This is a genomic window from Gimesia aquarii (genome assembly GCF_007748195.1).
GTDB classification, from domain to species: domain Bacteria; phylum Planctomycetota; class Planctomycetia; order Planctomycetales; family Planctomycetaceae; genus Gimesia; species Gimesia aquarii.
In genome coordinates, this window is sequence record NZ_CP037920.1 from 2,006,036 (window position 1) to 2,023,912 (window position 17,877).

Annotated in this window: 13 protein-coding genes; 9 read left to right on the forward strand and 4 right to left on the reverse strand. The window is 44.9% G+C overall.

Going from position 1 to position 17,877, the window contains the following annotated elements; all coding sequences use genetic code 11:
- Positions 1 to 16: 16 nt before the first annotated feature.
- The 3 genes from priA (at position 17) to V144x_RS08040 (ending at position 6,718) form a co-directional block, all read left to right on the forward strand.
- Positions 17 to 2,350, forward strand: coding sequence for a replication restart helicase PriA (gene priA / locus V144x_RS08030; RefSeq protein WP_144983944.1), 2,334 nt, complete (start codon positions 17 to 19; stop codon positions 2,348 to 2,350).
- A 169-nt stretch (positions 2,351 to 2,519) separates the two neighbouring features.
- A complete protein-coding gene (locus tag V144x_RS08035) occupies positions 2,520 to 5,507 on the forward strand; it encodes a PQQ-dependent sugar dehydrogenase (RefSeq protein WP_144983947.1) in 2,988 nt (995 codons plus the stop codon).
- 182 nt (positions 5,508 to 5,689) lie between these two features.
- On the forward strand, positions 5,690 to 6,718 hold the full coding sequence (locus tag V144x_RS08040; RefSeq protein WP_144983950.1) for a hypothetical protein: 1,029 nt from the start codon (positions 5,690 to 5,692) through the stop codon (positions 6,716 to 6,718).
- Between the two features lie 21 nt (positions 6,719 to 6,739).
- On the opposite strand, the gene hemW is transcribed toward V144x_RS08040, so the two are convergent.
- Positions 6,740 to 7,873, reverse strand: coding sequence for a radical SAM family heme chaperone HemW (gene hemW / locus V144x_RS08045; protein WP_232102755.1), 1,134 nt, complete (start codon positions 7,871 to 7,873; stop codon positions 6,740 to 6,742).
- Positions 7,874 to 7,911: 38 nt separating this feature from the next.
- Positions 7,912 to 9,075 carry a phosphohexomutase domain-containing protein gene (locus V144x_RS08050; protein ID WP_144983956.1) on the reverse strand — a complete coding sequence of 388 codons (1,164 nt, stop codon included), beginning with the start codon at positions 9,073 to 9,075 and terminating at the stop codon, positions 7,912 to 7,914.
- 455 nt (positions 9,076 to 9,530) lie between these two features.
- Here V144x_RS08050 and holA point away from each other — a divergent pair, with 455 nt between their 5' ends.
- The 3 genes from holA to murJ all read left to right on the forward strand — a co-directional run bounded on the left by holA (position 9,531) and on the right by murJ (position 12,907).
- Positions 9,531 to 10,547, forward strand: a complete 1,017-nt coding sequence (gene holA, locus V144x_RS08055; RefSeq protein WP_144983959.1) for a DNA polymerase III subunit delta — start codon at positions 9,531 to 9,533, stop codon at positions 10,545 to 10,547.
- 233 nt (positions 10,548 to 10,780) lie between these two features.
- On the forward strand, positions 10,781 to 11,206 hold the full coding sequence (locus tag V144x_RS08060; RefSeq protein ID WP_144983962.1) for a hypothetical protein: 426 nt from the start codon (positions 10,781 to 10,783) through the stop codon (positions 11,204 to 11,206).
- A gap of 15 nt (positions 11,207 to 11,221) precedes the next feature.
- Positions 11,222 to 12,907: a murein biosynthesis integral membrane protein MurJ gene (gene murJ / locus V144x_RS08065; RefSeq protein ID WP_144983965.1), complete on the forward strand. Its 1,686-nt coding sequence runs from the start codon at positions 11,222 to 11,224 to the stop codon at positions 12,905 to 12,907.
- A gap of 76 nt (positions 12,908 to 12,983) precedes the next feature.
- Here the strand turns inward: murJ and V144x_RS08070 are convergent, their stop codons facing one another.
- Entirely contained in the window at positions 12,984 to 14,021 is a 1,038-nt protein-coding gene (locus V144x_RS08070; protein WP_144983969.1) for a DUF1559 domain-containing protein, read from the reverse strand.
- Between the two features lie 290 nt (positions 14,022 to 14,311).
- Between V144x_RS08070 and hemP the strand changes: the two genes are divergently transcribed.
- Positions 14,312 to 14,551: a hemin uptake protein HemP gene (gene hemP / locus V144x_RS28655; protein WP_144990778.1), complete on the forward strand. Its 240-nt coding sequence runs from the start codon at positions 14,312 to 14,314 to the stop codon at positions 14,549 to 14,551.
- A gap of 69 nt (positions 14,552 to 14,620) precedes the next feature.
- Here hemP and V144x_RS08080 read toward each other — a convergent pair whose 3' ends face one another.
- Complete coding sequence (locus V144x_RS08080; protein ID WP_232102757.1) at positions 14,621 to 15,241, reverse strand: hypothetical protein; 621 nt, start codon at positions 15,239 to 15,241, stop codon at positions 14,621 to 14,623.
- 240 nt (positions 15,242 to 15,481) lie between these two features.
- Between V144x_RS08080 and xylA the strand changes: the two genes are divergently transcribed.
- Complete coding sequence (gene xylA, locus V144x_RS08085; protein ID WP_144983972.1) at positions 15,482 to 16,792, forward strand: xylose isomerase; 1,311 nt, start codon at positions 15,482 to 15,484, stop codon at positions 16,790 to 16,792.
- A gap of 268 nt (positions 16,793 to 17,060) precedes the next feature.
- Positions 17,061 to 17,225 (forward strand): hypothetical protein, encoded by a 165-nt coding sequence (locus V144x_RS28345; protein WP_197993257.1) that lies wholly within the window; start codon positions 17,061 to 17,063, stop codon positions 17,223 to 17,225.
- The last annotated feature ends 652 nt before the right edge of the window (positions 17,226 to 17,877 follow it).

A 17,877-nucleotide genomic window follows, 5' to 3' on the forward strand; every position in this document is an offset into this window, starting at 1 on the left:
ATATCCTGCTGGCTCTATGAGTAAACCAAAGCAACAAAGTCTATTCGAAGAAGACGAACTTCCGGAAAATCCCATGCCCTGGGAACGGGAATCTGCGCAGGATCTCTATCTCGCACAAATTGTATTGAACCGGCCTGTGGACCGTGTTTTTCATTATCTTGTTCCTGAAAGTATGCGATCAGTTCTACGTGCGGGGTATCGAGTACGAGTTCCCTTTGGTCGAGGGAACCAGTTCGTGGCCGCTTATTGTGTTGGTGTGGGGCCTGCAGATGAAAATCAACCCAGTATCCGCTTGAAGGCGGTTGAAGCCATTTTGGACAACCGTCCGTTGTTTAATGCCAAAATGCTGAAGCTTACGCGCTGGATTGCAGATCGCTATCTATGCAGTTGGGGGCAGGTTTTAGAGTGCGTCGTTCCTGCTGGAGTCAAGAATCAGGCAGGAACCCGTTTGGTGACTGTTTTTGAGTTGGTCACGGCTGTACCACGCGCAGAAAATGAGGTTGCCGAAGTAATCAGCAAACTTCCTGCCAAACAACATGCTGTTTTTAATGTTCTGAAATCGGCTAATAAACCTTTGACTCTGGACGAGTTGACTCAGGCGGCAAACTGTGGTTCGGGGCCCGTTCAATCACTCAAAAAGAAGTCACTCATCAGAAGCCTTCAAAAACGTGTCTCTCAATTCAGTAATGGTGATGAAGCGGCATATGCCGGCATTAAAAAAGAAGATGATTTACAACTCAACGTTGACCAACGGCGAGCTCTGGATCAACTTCTCTCAGCAATCAGAGGGAAAGAAGGTAGCACTTTCGTATTGCATGGTGTGACAGGAAGCGGCAAGACGGAAGTGTATATTCAGGCGATTCGTGAGGTGGTCAGCTATGGTCAGCAGGCAATTGTGCTTGTTCCTGAAATTAGTCTTACACCTCAGGCGATTCAACGTTTTCGTTCCCGCTTTGATTCGGTTGCCGTTCTGCACAGTCATTTGAGTGACAGCGATCGACATTATCACTGGCAGAATATTGCTGCCGGCAAGGTGCAGGTTATTGTGGGAGCACGTAGTGCAGTATTCGCACCGGCTCCTCATCTGGGGCTGATCATCATCGATGAAGAACACGAAACCTCATTCAAGCAGGAAACGGCTCCCCGCTACCATGCTCGAGAAGTGGCCCGGAAACGTTCTCAACTAGAGGGAGTTCCACTGATTCTGGGTTCTGCCACACCGACTCTGAATTCGTGGCTACGTGTCATCGAGAAAAAAGATACTTTGATTTCGATGCCAAATCGAGTCAATAACCTGGCAATGCCGGGAGTAAATATCATTGATGTGCGAAATGATGCACGAATCAGAAGAAATGAGTCGATTGGGCGTGTTCTTACTACCGGGATGCAACATGCACTGGAAGCGGGTGGGCAGGTCATTCTGTTTTTGAATCTCAGAGGCTATTCACCAGCACTGTGGTGTAAGGGCTGTGGGAACTCGGTCAATTGTCCTCATTGTGAGATCTCTTTAACCTGGCATCGCGACAAAAATTTAGCGGTTTGTCATAGCTGTGAATTTTCCAGCCAACCTCCTAAACAATGTCCCCGTTGTGGAGCGCCGGGCCTGCGTTTCGTGGGAGCGGGAACACAAAGGCTGGAAGAAGAGGTCAGAGCAAAGTTCCCCGGTTATTCTTGCAAAAGAATGGACAGTGACACGATGCGCGGCGCAGGGAGCCATGCTAAAGTCCTGAATGCATTTGCTGCTGGAGACGTTGATATCCTACTGGGAACGCAAATGATCGCAAAAGGGCTCGACTTTCCGAATGTAACTCTTGTGGGTGTGGTCGATGCAGATACGATGCTGCATCAGCCCGATTTATTTGCCTCGGAAAGAACATTTCAATTGATTGCACAGGTCGCAGGTCGTACTGGCCGAGGCATGCAGGGAGGACGTGTTTTTGTACAAACGGCTTCACCTGCTGAACCAGCAATTGTAAAAGCGGCAGAACATGATTTTCTCGGTTTTTCTCAACTGGAGTTGGGACACCGCAAAGAGATGAACGCGCCACCGTATTCTCATTTTGCACGTGTTATTTTACGTGGACCACAAGAAGAACGTGTGCAGGATTTTGCACGTCAGCTGGCACAAATCTTAAGTGATGCCGCCTCTGAAAAACAATTGGATGTGCAAATTCTAGGACCGGCTCCGGCTCCGATTATTCGACTCAAGAAGTATTTTCGCTATCATTTTCAGTTGGCCGCAGCGAATGTGGAAGCAATTCTTCAGCTCTGGAACGAAATCACGGATAAACTACCACGAGAAAAAGCGATTGAATATATTATCGATGTTGATCCGGTTAACATGCGATAACCAGTGCTTTTAAAGAGAGAGCATTTTCCGGCGTTTGGATTGGCTTTTCTAGATTGCAATCGGTTCGTGTAGTGGTTTGAATAGTATTATTGAATGACAGATGTCGTCAGATCTGCCATCATAGATTTCCGAAAGAGAATGCCAGTTATCACGAGAAGGAAACACTTAAATGATCGACTTTTGTAAAGAGATTTGTTTCCGATCATGGTTTGCTCTTTCTGTGGTCTATTTGGGCTTGGTGACTCATCCTGGTCAACTACTGGCTGAAGAATCAAATGATGCTTCTTATGGCATCACAAAGCGCGTTCCCTGGAATAGTTCGCGTATCAAGGGGACTCCCGAACCTTCCCTTCCCTATGAAACGGAGCGTGCTTTTCCCAATCTGAAATTTAATCAACCCCTTGCCGTTGCCACCGCTCCTGGTGAGAAACGTTTCTTTGTGGCGGAGAGAAAGGGAAAAATATTTTCGTTTGATTATGAAGATCAAGCTAACTCGCAGATCGATTTATTCTTTGATCTGAAAGAATACGAGCCAAAACTCAATGAAATTTATGGCATTACTTTTCATCCTCAGTTTGAGAAGAATCGTTATGTTTATATTTGTTATGTATTAAAGCCCGGTTTACCGGAAGGAACACGTGTTTCCCGGTTCAAGGTTCCGGATACGAAACCACTGCGTTGTGATCCGAATTCCGAAACGATTTTGATCGAGTGGTTGTCCGGCGGACACAATGGTGGTTGTCTGCGATTCGGTCCGGATGGGTTTCTTTACATTTCTACCGGTGATGGCGGTCCCGCTTCCCCTCCTGATATTCATAATGCCGGGCAGGATGTCAGCAACCTTTTGTCTTGTATCTTACGCATTGATGTCGACCGAACGTCAGGAGAGCAGCCTTATTCAATTCCCTCTGATAATCCTTTTGTCAAGCAACGTGCCGTCCGTCCCGAAATTTGGGCCTTTGGTTTTCGTAATCCCTGGAAGATGTGTTTCCATCCCGAAAATGGCGATTTGTGGGTTGGAGATGTTGGCTGGGAATTGTGGGAACTTTTATATCGGGTCGAAAAGGCAGGGAATTATGGTTGGAGTATTCGCGAAGGACGTCAACCGGTTAAACCGAGTCAGAAAGTAGGTCCCACTCCGATATTGCCTCCTACAATCGTGCATTCACATCGTGAAGCGCGTTCGATTACTGGGGGATATTTTTACCAAAGTCCTCGATTAAAAGACTTAAAGAACACCTATGTCTACGGAGACTATACGACGGGAAAACTTTGGGGACTTCGTTATGAGAACAAGCGAGTTAACTGGCATCAAGAACTGGCCAACTCCCCATTGAAAGTAACGGCATTTGCCATCGATCACACCGGCGAAGTTTATATTGTTGACATTCAAGGCGGTGCTTTTCATCGTCTTGTTCCGATTAAGAAGTCAGACCACAATCCGGATTTCCCGACCCAATTAAGTCAGACAGGATTATTTCAATCCACTGCCGATCATCAACTTGCACCAGGAGTGATTCCCTATTCGATTAATGCGCCGGCCTGGGCAGATTATACGACCGCGGAACGCTTTGTTGCATTACCCGCTGAGACCAGTGTTGAGTTAATCCAAAAGCGATGGTGGAATTTTCCTAAAGACAGTGTTTTGATGAAGACGATTTCATTAGAACTTGAGCGTGGAAATCCTGAATCGTCGCATCGGCTGGAAACGCAAATACTTCACTTTAACGGAGACCGTTGGGTGGGGTATTCATATCGATGGAATGCAGAACAGACCGATGCCTATCTGATTGTCACAGAGGGAGAGACTCTCAAGCTGGATATCAGTACTGAGGCTGATCCAAAACAGAAAAGCAATTACGAATGGCATATTCCCAGTCGTGCTGAATGTTCCGTTTGCCATACGCCTTATCAAAATTACCTTTCCGTTTTGTCATTTTCAGAAGCACAGCTGAATCGCGATCAAAAGTACGGCGATGTTGTCGACAATCAGTTACGAACATTGTCGCATATCAAAATATTGCCAGAGGCTGTCTGGACCGACTCGAAAGGAGCCAAGGCTCGTTATCTGGTTGATCCTCACAAAACATCTGCTGCTTTGAATTTACGTGCTCGATCTTATCTGCATACGAATTGCCAGCATTGTCATCGAAATAATGGTGGGGGAGGTTCAACGATTCTTCTGGACGCTTCTCTTGATCTTTCGAAAATGAAAGCGGTCGGTGTGACTCCGACACAGGGAACATTCGGGATTCAGGGTGTAGAGATCATTTCACCCAAAGATCCTTTCCGCTCTGTGTTGTTGTATCGAATGAGTAAGTTGGGGAAAGGGCGGATGCCGTATTCTGGTTCTTCACACGTCGATCAGAGGGGGACGCAGTTAATTCGTGAATGGATTGAGAGTTTACCTTCAAGCAGCGACCGTAGTAATGGATATGTCATAACATTACGAAATCGCCAGAGAAATTTGTTGAGTGATGCGGTTCAGATCGAAGATCAGGATTTTGTCAGTGAGAAACTTCAAGAAATTCTGGGAACGACAAGTGGTGCGCTCCTGTTATTAGATGCCCTGGATCGCATGGCGATGCCTGATAGTATGAAAAAACAAATTATTCTATTGGCGACTCAAGGAAATAATCCTCTAATACGTGACTTATTCGAACGGTTCCTCCCGGAAGATCAAAGAACCAAACGATTGGGAGTAAAGATTGATTCAGCGGCGTTGTTATCAATCCAGGGGGATTCACGTGAAGGGAAAAAACTATTTTTTGGCATGTCGGGACTTCAGTGTCGGAATTGCCACCGCGTTCATCAGCATGGAAAAGAAGTCGGCCCTGATCTGACTCAGATTGGGAAAAAACTTTCACGTCAGGAATTGTTGGAAAACATTATACAACCTTCAAAAAAGATTGATGAGAAGTATTTCACTTATGTTGTGGGCACGCGATCGGGAAAGGTACACAGCGGTTTGCTGATGAAAAAAGATGCCTCTGGTTTGACTTTGAAAGATCCGAAAAATAAACAATTACAGATCGCACAACAGGAAATCGAAAGCGTTGTGAAGCAGAAAAAATCAATCATGCCGGATCAGTTATTGCGAGATTTAACTGCAGAGCAGGCTGCTCATCTTCTGGCTTATCTTGAGTCTCTGAAATGAATTTCACTTGGAGAATGAAACAGATAAAATGGTCTGGTTTTCAATTCTCAAATCTCTATAATTGAGTATAGTTCGATTTGAATTCCCTCCAAAATTAGCAGCGTTCCCGTTACATGGCACACACGAACTTTCGCTGTGAAATCTTATACAATAAAAAATCCTATTACTATTTGAGTTGAAAAATGGCAATACAATTTGATTGTCCCTATTGTACGTCCACATTGAAAGTACCAGATGAAACCGCTGGTAAACAAGGAGATTGCCCGCGCTGTGGCACAAAACTAGTCATTCCCAATCCCTTTACGGCTGAAGCTCAGCCTCCCACTCAGAAAGAACCTACTCAGTCAGCGCCTCAACAGCAACCTGTTGAGCAGACCAGCAACACAGAACAAACCGTTGATCAGACCAATGATTCCCCACCCGCGTCTATTCAACCAGCACCAATGACAAGTGCTACTTCACGCTATTTACGTAGACGCAAGAAATCGAATTGGGGGGGCATTGTATTGTTCCTCTTTTTCTTCAGTATGATGTTGGGGGTTGCCTTTTATTTCTATTGGATTTACGGACCGCGACTTGAAGGGAGTTTAGTCGCAGCCCGGTTGAACTCTCAGAGTGCTAAACTGGAGCAACGGTTAAAACCTGCTGGTTTAGGACTGTCTGATGATGTGATTCAATCAGTCAATCAGCACCTGAACGAAACTCCCAGACGTGTAAAAAGCGACTTAATGGATCTGTTGTTTTATGGATCTGAAAAGGGAGGACTTTATGTACGGTTGAAGCCGGGAGATAAAACGGAACTGGTTCGCGTTGAACTAACCGGTGACTCTGCATTAATGGATTATATTAGTAAGAATGGTGTGCAGTTAGACCAACCGCGGCTTGCTGAGTATCAAAGCGAACTCAAGCAATTTTATACTGATTGGCAACACTCACTCGAAACGGGAGAAGACGTACACAATCTGATCAATTATCGAAATACTGTTGGACTCAATTCGCTGATGGGGGGGCTGGGATATCACATGGAAGCCCGCGTGAATAATAAAATTTATCCTTGCGTGCATGATGATTTTCAGGGAGGGCTTTATTTCCTTGTTCCCAAAGGGACATTGCAGTTTGAAATGACCGGGCGTGAGTTGAAAAGCGGGCGAACACCATTTCCGGGGAAATACCAGGTTCAAGTGACACAGGAATATCCCAGTGCGCCTTAGAGGCTTTTGATTCACATCGAATTATAGAAAGTCAATCACTACAGAATCAGCAAGTAAGCAGCCTGCTGGTGTTAGTCGAACATGTGTATTGGTTTCCTCCAGAAAACCTGCTTCAACATGTTTTTTGATTGCTGATTGCGATAAATCGTAGAGATCATATCCGTAGCGTTCGGCAAATTTTTCTACATTAATTCCTATACGTCGTCTTAACCCGAAAATGATCGCTTCCCGTGCCCGGTCTTCAGGAGATAGTTCTTCCTGATCTGAGATGGGAGATTCTCCTGCCGTGATACGTCTCAACCAGGTAATCACACTACGGTGATTCTGTTCGCGTTTTCCATTCAAATAACTGGCTGCACCAGGGCCAAATCCGAAATAGGGATAGCCAGTCCAGTAGACTTCATTATGCACACACTCATATCCGGGACGGGCAAAGTTAGAGATCTCATAATGTTTCAAGCCTGCTGAATTTAGAAACTCTAACGAAAATTCATACATTTCTCCCGCTAATTCCTCTTCTGGTAAATCAAAAATTCCTGCTTTTTGGCGGCTCCAGAATGACGTTCCTTTTTCAATCGTCAATCCGTAGGTTGAGATATGCGGGACATTGAGCTGAACCGCATGATTGAGTGTGGTCTTCCAATTCTCCAGGTTCTGACCGGGGACGGCAAAGATGAGATCAAGGCTGGTATTTTCAATACGGGATTGCAGCCTTTGTACAATTTCAAATATTTGTTGTGGTTGATGGTCGCGTTCCAGAAAAGTAAGAATGTCTGAATCAAAGGATTGAACACCCAGGCTGACGCGGTTTACGCCCGCTTGCTTCATGAAGTCGATTTTTTCCTCAGTTAAATTCAGTGGATTGGCTTCAATACTGAATTCATAATCTGTTGCCAATTGGAAGTGGGAGAAAATCGCATCAAACAGTCTTTGCAATTGATCGATGCTCAGATGAGTTGGCGTACCCCCTCCCAAAAACAAGGTTTTTAATTCAACATCCTCTCCAACGCCCGATAGTTGCTGTTCCATCGCTGCGAGATAGTCATCGATGAGGTGGTCTTTTTGCGCTACAAGAGTAAAGTCACAATATCCGCAACGATGTTGGCAGAAAGGAACGTGAATATAAGCAGAACTGGGTAATTCCTGGTTTAACACAAGCGTGAATCCGCTGGCTGTGTTAGTCTCATTGAAGTTTATTGCGAGAGGGCTTCACTAAAGGGGGCATCACTGAAACTCAATGCAGCCAGAACATGAGCCAGAGTCAAAATCGCATCGCAGGTGGGAACCGTTTCCCGGAACCAATGGTACCCGGTATGGCTGCCGGCGTAAACGGCCTGTTTGTTCTGCATTTGCATATAGCTGTCCGCGAGCGTTCCATCGTGCTGGGAAACGTCCCATCCAGGGGGGATTTCTGGCAACAACTCTTGAGACTCTTTATCCAGGAGGAATATCTGATTCGTATGCTCAGCGGCCAGTGCTTTCATTAAGAACCATGAAATCAAATGCTGAGGCAGAAGAGCACCGGTTTCATCAAAGAAGGCACAACGGCGACTATCATCATCGATGATGATTCCCAAGTCAAAATCCCCAGTCTGTAGACTTTGATTCATTTTAAGAACATCAATATCCAGGGGATTGAGCAAATCCCGTTTCTGGTTTGGAATCTCTATCCAGGAGAGTTGGCAGGGGAGTTTTTCAAAGAGCGTATTGAGCGTTTCTCGTACCAGTCTCAACGAGCAGGCAATCGAAATTTTCAGAGGACGTAGTGCGTGAAAATGCTTGCCGAACTGTGCACGGTAGGATTCAAGCGGATGAAATGTCCTTTGTGAGCCAGGCTGTCGGGATGCTCTTCCAAATCCGGTCCTGGCTCTCTCTTCAATCTGTTCGAGCCCATGGTTGGCAGAAACGGGAAGTGAATGTTCCTGAAGAAACTCAAGTCCTGTATAAGAGGGACCGAATTGAGAGCCTGTTACCATAATGGCTCCCTGTGCTTGCAAATGAGTCATTGCGTACGACATTACGGCGGGCACAGTGAGTCCCAGGTCGATTACCCGGCAGCCATTTCTACGAAGAGCGCTCGCCACACCGGTAACGATATCGGGAGATGAAGAGCGTTCATCAAAGCCTATGACAACATTGGGACCTCGACTTTTTTCAGAATAGGAATTGTGATCAGGCTGACTTTTTGTTTTGACCAGGTGGTCAGCAGACTTTTGTGGAGCTAAACCCTTCAATGGTAGCGACTCCCAAAGTATGTTTGAAAATGCGCCTGCGATATGTGCTGCCTGAGTACGGTTGATTTCATTCAGGTAAACGCCTCGCACACCTTCTTCCATAAATAGACTTTGCTGACTCACTCTTTGTTTTTGAATCTGTCCTAACCGTTTGATGGTTTGTTGCGACAGATTTCCTGTTTCCTCACGGTGAGGACACTCACGGCACTTAGGATAAAAGGCCGCCAATCGGGACAGGTGAACGGCTTTCGAAACCGGGTAATCTTCTCCCGGACATTGAAAGTAAATTTCTGCTGTCTGCTTTAAGATTGGCAGTAGAGGAGCGGGTTGATGAGGACCAACTATCTTTATCTCTTGAGCGTTTTCGGAGTGTGATTCTGATATTGGTGTGATAGTATTCTACTCCATGCGAATTTGTTTCTTCAATTTGATGGAACAGTTGGTAGAGTTACTCGAAATCAACTGCGAAATGGAGTGTAATATCAGAGGAAGATTCCTAAGAGTCATTTTCGTTGAATGGGTCTATTTTAAGCGTTAATTTATGTCATCCCGCTGTTTGGGGTCAATAAGAGTTATTTATGAGCCTTCACGTTACCGAATTTCTGTTAAATCCCACTCAGCACGAGTTTGGGCCAGTTATCATCCTGTTTGGTGATGATCGGTATATGAAACAGGAGGCGATTAAAGCCATTGAACCAATCGTGCTGGGGGATGAAGAAGACACGAGCCTCACGCGTTTTGAAGGGAAACGACTCCAAAATGAGTTGCCGCCTTCTGCTTTGTTTGATGAATTGAAAACCGTTTCCATGTGGGGAGACAAGCGGCTGGTGATTATTGACGAAGCCGAAAAATATGTATCTGCATTCCGTAGCAAGCTGGAAAAATATCTTGAATCACCCTCTAAAAGCTCAATCCTGGTTCTGGATGTGAAATCCTGGAGTAAGTCAACACGGCTGGCAAAACTTGTTGCCAAAATTGGTTTAGATCTCGAATGCAAAGAGCTAAAAGGGGGGCCATTAGCAAAATGGATTTCCGATACTGCGGGCAAGATACACCAAAAACAGATTTCACGTGATGCTGCTTTGTTGTTGATTGAAATGGTGGGAACTCATTGTGGACAAATTCATCAAGAATTAGAAAAATTAGCTACTTTTGTAGGAGACCAGCCGCGGATTGGCCCTGATGATATTCGAGCGGTCGTTGGAGGATGGAAAGCTGAAACAACCTGGGCCATGACGGGAGCGCTGCGTGATGGAAATATCAGCGATGCACTCCGGTATCTAGATCATTTATTGATCGCAGGCGAAGCACCACAGAAAATACTGGGAGGACTGACGTTCGTCTGGAGAAAGTACTTTAAAGCGGCTCAGCTGGCGGTACAGGGAACCCCTTTAAAACAGGCATTAAAAGAGGCAGGCGTCTTTCCGCGAGACATTGATTCTTCTGACAGATACCTGCGGCGATTGAGTCGACAGCGAGCGGAAAAAATCAGCCAATGGTTACTTAATACCGATCTCAATCTCAAAGGAAATAGCCGCCTAGCACCGAGACTCGAATTGGAGCAACTGCTCTTTTTGTTAAGTGGTAAGCTCTGATTGAGACGTAAACAAAGTGCCACAAGAAGTTTGTAATTGTCTTGGTACTTTGAAAACTTCCTTTCAGAATTCCTGGAATCTGCCCAGAATGAATCTTGTCATGAATCGGCTACGGGGGTATAAAGCATCGTTCATAAGGTTTTTGCGAAACTCACTGATACTGTCAGAACCTTGCAGTGATTGATAACGTTTCGTACTTCTATTGGGATCTCAGACGCACATTGAGGTGAAGCATGTCGTCCGAATTCAAGGATCCAGATGATGCATCTAGCATCTACGAGGAAGCTCCTCTGGAAGCTGATCGTCATAAATGGATCGAAAGCCAAAAGACGGGCTTTGATCTGGGCAAGTTTGCTATTTCTGACTGGTATGCAAATCATTGGTACTACTTTTGCATGGTCAAGAAAATAGAGCATTTGTTAGGAAATCGATGCTGGCAGGAGTTCAGCGATACCCGTTTTGGGTTTCTAAAGTCGCTTAATCTGGAAGATGACCTGTTAGCAGACTTAATCCTGGACAGAATCTTCTGGCTACGAATGGAAAACCTGGACATCATAATCTGGGCCAGAGAGTGGAATTTACCACTTGAGCGTGTCATGGAGATACTCGAGCTAATCGATATCAATTCTGCACGCCTTGAAGAACCAGCGTTGTCCTGAATCAATTTGTAAATAATGGATGATTCGAAACCACCTTCGCTCTCTGAAGAAGAACAATCTCAGGTGGTTGACGATGACCATTCGCGCGGATTATTCACCGGCCTCCGGACTGTCAGTCTATTGACATTATTGAGCCGAGTCTTGGGAATGATCCGTGATATCGGTATGGCAACTTTGTTCGGCAACGGGCCGATCATGGATTCTTTTTCTGTTGCTTTTAAATTGCCAAATCTCGCCCGACGTCTGTTAGGAGAAGGGGCGCTTTCAACGGCTTTTTTGCCGACCTACATTCGTGAGTTGGAGCAGAATGGTCGCGATGCTTCGTGGAAGCTGGTGACGGCTGTTCTATTCTGGTTGATGATCTTCTGCTTTTTGGTGGTAGCTTTCAGCGAAGGATTTCTGGTTTTGATGAGCGGCGTGGCAGCTCCAAATTCCGAATCTCAGCTTCTGTTCTGGTTGGCTGGTTTACTATTACCGTATTTAATTTTGATTTGTTTGGCAGCTCAGATCAATGCCACACTGCATGCGTTAAACCATTTTTCGATACCGGCCTTACTTCCCACAGTTTTGAATTTGTTCTGGATGGTTGGTATTTGGCTAATCGCACCGTTTTTTTCAGATGCGCAAACCAAAATCACTGTGATCTGTCTTTCAATATTGATGGGAGGTTTCGTTCAATTATTATTGCCATTTTTGAAGTTGTTACAGTTGGGGTATCGCCCTCGCATGCAATGGCAGAGCGGTTTCGAGCAAGTTCAAACCATCGCAGTTATCATGGCTCCGATTGTTGTTGGGCTTTCAATTACCCAACTCAATACTTTAATTGATAGCCTTTTGGCCTGGGGTATGGCTAAGCCGGAAGGAATATCTGCGGCCAGTTCAGATACGTCCTTTCCATTTTGGCAAATTTTTGAATCGGGTACGGCTTCAGCTTTATATTTCGGTCAAAGAATGTACCAGTTTCCGCTAGGAGTTTTCGGTGTTGCTTTGGGGACAGTCCTTTATCCCCGACTTTCTCGTCATGCAGAACGAAAAAACGAAGACTTATTACGTCAGGATTTGACATTGGGACTGCAATTAGTTCTGGGAGTCGGACTACCTGCCAGTCTGGGACTTTATTTAATGGCGGAACCCTTGTCTTTGCTTTTGTTTCAATATGGTGATTTCGATGTGCATGACGCTTTTCAAACGGCTGAAATGATTCGTTATTATGGTGTGGGAGTCTTTGCATTTATGGCGGTTTTGATTTTGAATCGTGGATTCTATGCCATTGGTGATACGCGGACTCCGGTTCGCATTGGTGTTTTGATTGTTGTAGTTAATCTGCTTTTAAATTTGTTATTCATTTGGTGGCTGAAAGGAAAAGGGCTTGCGCTGGCGACTTCTCTCGCGGCTATGATTCAATCAGGGCTCAGCATCTGGCTGATCAGGGAAAAAATAGGTTCCCTCGATTTTTCGAAAATTATGCGAACCTGTCTAAGAGCTGGCCTGGCAACCATTATCATGGCGATTGTGATCATTGCTGAGTTGCAGATCATCTCACCGGCAACTCAGTTCTTTTATCGCTTGTTACGGGTATTCATTCCCGTCAGTTCAGCTGTGGTAGTTTACCTCCTGTTGGTTCGTCTGTTGGGAATACAGGAACTTCTGACCCTTCTGGGGGCTGGCAAAAACTCTGTTGAACATCATCAAAAATCTTGACTGATAGCGAAAAAAGAAAAGCCCACTCGCGTTACCAAGAGGGCTTAATTTATTTTAATTTGATCAAATTTTAATATTAAAATTCACCGATGACTTCCCCACCACTGCGGGTACTCAGTGCGCGGTATGTATTCAGATCGATATTTTCGCTGAGTGATCGAACTGAACCATCCATTAGCATGGCATGCACAATTCCAATGTGGTAGCTACGAGCCGTTACAGCGGCATAGGTGGGGCTGGTGCAACTCTTTGCTTCCCGGCAAGCGGTAAAGTCGCCCGCATCAAGAGCACCGGTGGCTCCCGTAACGGCCACTTTGGTATTTGGAGGAAGTGTACTGGTAAATCCAGTTTGATGTACCCGGCCATCGACCCACTCAGTATGACCACTGTTACCTTTATTGTCACCGCTCATTAATGCTTCAACACCACTGGCAGTATCTGGAATTGTAGATGAACCTGCGTTACCATCTCGATTGTATGCAGTAAATGCTTTCACTTCAGCAAAGCCAATCGTATTCGTCATCCCATCTGTGAAGTCACGTGGTTTGGTTTTACTATTGGGATAGAACGCTCCATCACCACCACTGAGACTGGAATTCGTAAAGACACGCCAGGTCCCTCCGTTGTATCCATAACTGATCGGATAGTGTATCGGGGCACCAGTCGTCGAGTCAGTGCGAGATTTATCATTGATCTCGCTGGGACAGAGGAAGAAAGGGGTGCGTGTAATTGCAATATTGGCGTTAACGGGCGCTTCATAGCCGACTGTGAAATCAATGTTGTTGTAAAGGTTTGCTCCGTCAGCATACGGAAGAATGCGAGCATGAATTGACCATTGCCCGCCATCCGTGTATCCACCAGCGCCATCTGGGCCAACACAGAAGGCAGGGGGGAATGCTGTGAAAGCACTCAGATAGTTATGCAAAGCCAAACCGATTTGCTTCAAATTGTTTTTACACTGGCTACGACGAGCGGCTTCACGTGCCTGTTGAACAGCGGGTAAGAGAAGTGCAATCAGAATCGCAATTATGGCGATGACCACCAGGAGCTCAATCAATGTGAAGCCATGTTTGTTTGCACGAATAGCCCGATATTTTTGGGTACGTTGTCCCATTTCTTTTCTTCCTCTTAAAAAAATGATGACAACGTGCTCACAATATAGTGGTATCGATACGGGTAGTATCAATCTGGGTAGCCGTCTTGTCGTTGATTCAAATGATTCATTGAGACTTGATAACCAATCTTTGTTGACATTGAGTCTCAAGTTCATTATGTTAGCTGCCTGTGATCATGTCTGCAAGTAGTATCAAAGTTTATTTTTCACATTTTTTGATGTGTAAATGAGCTAAACAGACGTGTTTGGAAGATACTGCAATGAGTGGCATTCTGATTTGTTCAAGAGGAATGCTTGGGGCGCATTGGAGTGCAAGAAAAGACTCTTTTTCGGTATTTTTAAGACTAATGAGTGAACAAAACAATCTTAACCACGACGCCCCCGCTCCTAATGAAGATTTTCATTCAGATGCAGACGTAATCAGTTCAGAAACGATTCTCAAAGGTAATCAGGAAGTATTAATCCAACATGGAGAAATCGTTTACCGCTTAAGAATTACACAGAATGGGAAACTGATCCTTTGCAAATAAGATGTCCTGATTTCACAAACAACAGGAGTTTTGGCAGGGATTAGATTTCAATTTCGAAATGGTTGGTCTCTAATTCGAAAAGGCAGCCTGTAGACTTTCGAGCATGTCTTGTTCCAGAGCAGGATCGCGTCCCCGGGGAATCCAGCCAGACGGTTGTGCTTGCTCTTGTACGAGGTTCAAGTCGCGTCTGAGGCTGAGATCTTGCTCAAACGTCGCTCCACCTGGGGCACTTGACGTTTGGGTATGGACATCTTCGATCTCTTTGAAGGCTTCAACTCCAAGCAAATAACCCCCTTCTATGGGGGTGACACTCACGAAAACTCTACGCCTGATCGACTGTAGACTGCTCTCCAACTTGTTATCGAAACCAACTGAATCAGCATGCCAGGGTTCAAGAAAATTCGAGCCGACTTTGTATTCAGTCTGAATCATGCCATCCAGTTTATTTTCACGTGCGATCTGAAACTTATAGTTATGAATAATGTCGACGACCCGTTCCCAAACTACATCTTGATTTGTCCCCGAAACTTGAATTGGATTTGAAACAGGAAGGGGCGCAGCCTGATTCCAGCCTGATGCACAGCCGGTGCACAGAACACCTAAAATGATTATTTTCAGTAAGTTACATAGCATTTCCAGATGCCGATAGTCAGACTGCTTTATGAAATGCGGAGTCCGTAACAGACTCAAATCAGATCAGAGACGCTGTGGTTACTTTCGATGGGGCAAGTGAATGGGGATGGTTTCAATTTCTTTTAAATGCTTGAGAAGTTTCCCACATTGATAATTTTGAGGCAAGATCACTTTAAAAATCCCTTTGTTATGTTTGTTCAATAACTTCCCGAGCCTACTCTCAGAATCATCTTCTGTTTAGAATATTGTTTGAAGTGACTGTCATAAAACGTCTTAAACACATTACAGGTAAGCATCATGGAATACTTTGCAGATATCCCCCCCATTCAGTATGAAGGCCCACATAGCAAAAATTCACTTGCATTCAAGCACTACAATCCAGAAGAGATCATCGAAGGCCAATCAATGCGAGATCTTTTTCGGTTTAGCATCTGTTACTGGCATACATTTCGAGGTACCGGGAGTGACCCATTTGGAGCGGGGACGCTGCAGCGTCCCTGGGACGATGGTTCAGATTCTATTGAAAATGCGTTGAAGCGTGTCGATGTCGCATTCGAATTCTTTGAAAAACTGCAAGCCCCTTATTACTGTTTTCATGACAAAGATGTTTCTCCGGATGGTGAAACTTTAAAAGAGGCAAACGAGAACTTTGATCGGATCGCAGATAAGCTCTTGGAAGCCCAGGAACGTACTGGTATCAAGCTCTTATGGGGAACCGCGAATATGTTTTCTCATCCCCGTTTTATGCATGGTGCTGCTACCAGTCCGAATGCGGATGTTTTCGCTTACGCAGCAGCTCAAGTGAAAAAAGCGATGGAAGTCACTCATCGCCTGGGGGGTGAAAACTATGTGTTTTGGGGTGGCCGTGAAGGCTATATGAATCTGTTTAATACCGATATGAAACGTGAACTGGACCATTTAGCGCGGTTCATGCATTTAGCTGTCGAACATGCTCAGAAGATCGGGTTCAAGGGACAATTCCTCTTTGAACCCAAACCAAAAGAACCCACAAAGCATCAATATGATTTTGATGCTGCCGCCTGTTTGAATTTCTTGCGAGCCAATGATCTGTTAGATCATGTGAAATTGAATATCGAAACGAACCATGCAACACTGGCAGGTCATACTATGATGCACGAGTTGGTTTACTCTTCAATTCAGGGTGCTCTTGGAAGTATTGATGCCAATACGGGTGACCTGTTACTTGGTTGGGACACCGATCAATTTCCGACCGACATATATCTGACAACACAGTGTATGCTCGCGATTCTTGATCAGGGGGGACTGGCTCCCGGTGGTGTCAATTTTGATGCGAAAGTAAGACGAGAAAGCTTCGAGCCGATCGATTTATTTTATGCTCACATCGGTGGTATGGATGCTTTTGCCCGTGGTGCGAAAATTGCGGCACAGATTCGGAAAGATGGTATCCTTTCTGATTTTGTTGCCAAACGTTACGCGAGCTATGATGAAGGCATCGGGCAACAAATTGAATCGGGCAGTGTCTCTTTTACTGATCTGGAAGCTTACATGCTGGAGAAAGGAGACTCTGCTCCCAATCTAAGTGGTCGTCAGGAATGGATCGAGAACGTGATCAACGAATACCTTTAACAGAAGCTTAACGTAGAGCTTAAATTCAACCCTCTGTGTTTGAAGACTACAGAGGGTTATTTTTTTAACCAGACGGAAGACTAATTTTTTGGCGCTTACCTCAATTTCAGGAAGTATGCTTTAATCAGGACTTAAACGAATGCTGTAGAGCAGATGTGATTCTATCGATATTGCCGATTTTCAGGTTTGTTCTGATTCGGTTTAAAAGTATGAATCCGAGCCGTCGTCGTCGGATTCCCTGTTCGCATCACATAGTTGAGGATGAGTGATGATTGAGACAATTTTGGATACGTGCCGAGAATATTCCAACTTTTATATCAATTATTTGAATAAGAGGTGGGATAATATTTCACCGATGGAATATGGGACCGTTTTGATCGTAATCGCTTTCATTGGTTGGTTGCTGATGCGAAATGGTGCCCGCAAAACCTGATCAAATGTTCAAGTGGCCTTCTTCTATTATACATCGATCAGAAATCCGATTTGGCCCTTGGATAACTCGATGATTCCCCTCCCTGGATTCCTCTTGCTTGCTTCACGAAAATGAATAAGATTCTGCTCCTACCCTTAGGCTGTTATCCAATGATCTCAAATGGAACTGACTCTTTTTGATTTTTTTTGGAAAACGATGCAATCAGTCAGAGTTCTGAATGCCGATGAATTTTAAATCTTCAGGAAAGAGAAGTTACTATTGTTAATGATCTTTGATTCGTTGTGAATTTTTTAATATTGCTTTGAATCACCCGTCGACGATCATAATAACGATGCATACAATGAAATCAGTATTCTGTCATTTCAAATTCCGTCGGAGGATCCTAAACCTTAGCATGGACCGGAATCAATAGTGGTGAGTGCTTTGCACTACCCGATTCACCGTCCTTCTTGCAGCGACCCCACCGTCGCAATGTTATGACAGTGATACTATGAAAGTCGTGATCTCATCGAGGCACGGCTTTTTTTATTCACTAGTAACAGATTTGCATTAGATGCACCGTTTGTGATTGAAGTCGTTCGCAAAGAAAATTCTATTCGGTTCTTGAACCCTGTGTTTGAAACTGAGACAATCAATGGTATAGCGCTCAACA